The following is a 2,330-nucleotide window of genomic DNA, read 5'->3' as shown; positions in this document are numbered from 1 at the left end:
CCGTGTCTCAGTCCCAATGTGGCCGTCCGCCCTCTCAGGCCGGCTACGCATCGTTGCCTTGGTGGGCCGTCGCCCCGCCAACAAGCTAATGCGCCATAGGTCCATCCCTGCGCTATCCCATAAAGGATATTTGGCATGAGCTCCATGCGGTGCTCATGGCTATGCGGTATTAGCAGGAGTTTCCTCCTGTTATCCCCCGCACAGGGGCAGGTTACCTATGTATTACTCACCCGTTCGCCACTCATCTCTAAAAGAGATTCGTTCGACTTGCATGTATTAGGCACGCCGCCAGCGTTCATCCTGAGCCAGGATCAAACTCTCCACGAAATATGTGAAGAGCTGATGTTCAGCTCATCAATTAAATGTTTTCAAATAAATCTGACGTGTATCTGTTCAGTTTTCAATGTTCTGTCTCAGCCCGTCTCCCGGACTGCCTGTCTATAATACCTAAAATACTGACACTTGTAAAGTCTTTTTTGAAAAAAATTTCCATTTTCTTAAAAAGTATGAAATAAATGTTGATGTAAAGGGTACTTTTTCACTTTACTTTTTTGGTGGATTTTGTTATAAAAAGAAATGGACAATGAAAAGAGGTGGTTTAGATGGACAGTCACGAGCAACACATAATAAATAGAAAAAGCGATCAAATTCCAGTGACTGTTTATCTAATTTTTTAAGAACTTCACTGGTATTTGCTCATCATAATCATATTATGAAAGAGAGGAATACATCATGACAGAAAGAAAATACAGCAATGATTATGTGCAGGATATTTTGCACATTATTTCTTCAGAACATACACTTGAAGAAAAGAGAAATCTATTAGATGAATATCATGACAAGGATATTGCAGAAGCATTTGAGTTATTACCAAAAGAAGAAAGAAAATTATTCTTTGATTATTTTGATATAAAAAGATTATCTTCTATTATTGGTTATATTGAAGATCCAGAAGATTATATTCAGGACTTTGGATATAAAAAGTACGCAACGCTTCTTAATAAGATGGACCTAGATGATGCGGTCGATATCTTAGAAAACTTAAATGAAAAAACTAAGAGCCGTCTCCTTCCTTATTTACATGTAAAAAGAAGAGAGGATATCTTATTAATTAAATCATTTAATCCTGATCAGATTGGTCATGAAATTACAACTAACTTCATTTCAATCGAACGTGGTTTGACTATCAGAAAAGCAATGAAGGAACTAATAAGACAATCTAGTACACACGATAATATCAATACAATTTATGTAACTGATCATAATCAATATTACGGTGCTATTGATTTAAAGGATTTAATTGTTGCTAGAGAAAATGATGATTTAGAAGAAATTATCGCAACTTCTTATCCACATGTTTATGCACACGAACAAATCAGTGAATGTATTGATGAAATTCGTGAATACGAAGAAGATTCATTCCCTGTACTCAACGATAATAATGAAATTATTGGCGTTATCACTTCTACCGATATTACTGACTTCGTCGAAGATGAACAGGATGAAGATTATGCTAAGCTAGCAGGTATGACTGAACAATCAGATCTAGATGAAACAGTAAAAGATGGTATGAAGAAAAGACTTCCTTGGTTAATTCTTCTTTTATTCCTTGGAATGATTGTTTCCACTGTAGTAGGTTTATTTGAATCAGTTGTTGCAGAGATTGCGATTGTTGTATGTTTCCAATCACTTATTTTAGATATGGCTGGTAATGTAGGAACACAGTCACTTGCCGTCACTATTAGACTACTTGTTGATGAGAACATCTCCGCTAAAGATAAATTCAAATTCACCTTAAAAGAATTAAATATTGGTTTAAGTAATGGAACAATCCTAGGATTATTATCATTTGTATTTATTGGATTCTATATTATGTTAGCCAAGAATAGACCATTTATGGATGCCTTCATCTTATCTGGATGTGTTGGTGTTTCATTATTTGTAGCTATGGTCTTCTCAAGTTTAGTTGGTGTAGTCATTCCAATGTTTTTCCATAAAATCAAGGTTGACCCAGCTGTTGCATCAGGGCCTTTAATTACTACAATCAATGACTTAGTTGCCGTTGTTACATACTATGGCTTAGCCTGGATCTTATTGATCCAAGTATTCCATGTACATTAGGACCTTGTCGGTCCTTTTTTTTCGCACAAAAAAAGCCCTCCTGAAGGAAGGCATAAAAAAAGGACCTGGCAGCTTGCTATTGTCGCGTCTTCACACTATCGTCGCCGTTATGATGCTTAACTTCCGTGTTCGGGATGGAAACGGGTGTGTCCATCATGCTATCGCCGCCAGATCCTCGAGGGATCCCTCAAAACCAGATACGTCATCTC

The 2,330-nt window shown here is 36.9% G+C and carries 1 protein-coding gene and 2 rRNA genes; 1 reads left to right on the top strand and 2 read right to left on the bottom strand.

The genetic code is table 11. The features are described from left to right. Positions 1–327 (bottom strand): 16S ribosomal RNA (locus ACFOZZ_RS11380); the annotation flags it as partial. A gap of 405 nt (positions 328–732) precedes the next feature. Between ACFOZZ_RS11380 and mgtE the strand changes: the two genes are divergently transcribed. Further along, positions 733–2,121 carry a magnesium transporter gene (gene mgtE / locus ACFOZZ_RS11375; RefSeq protein ID WP_329966868.1) on the top strand — a complete coding sequence of 463 codons (1,389 nt, stop codon included), beginning with the start codon at positions 733–735 and terminating at the stop codon, positions 2,119–2,121. A 63-nt stretch (positions 2,122–2,184) separates the two neighbouring features. Here mgtE and rrf read toward each other — a convergent pair. Further along, positions 2,185–2,293, bottom strand: a 5S ribosomal RNA gene (rrf, locus tag ACFOZZ_RS11370). Positions 2,294–2,330 lie beyond the last annotated feature (37 nt).

Source organism: Catenibacterium sp. GCM10023432, from assembly GCF_042651925.1.
In the GTDB taxonomy this organism is placed as follows: Bacteria; Bacillota_I; Bacilli_A; order Erysipelotrichales; family Coprobacillaceae; genus Catenibacterium; species Catenibacterium mitsuoka.
The sequence above is the reverse complement of the archived record's forward strand: the minus strand, read 5'-3'. Positions and strand labels throughout refer to the sequence as shown.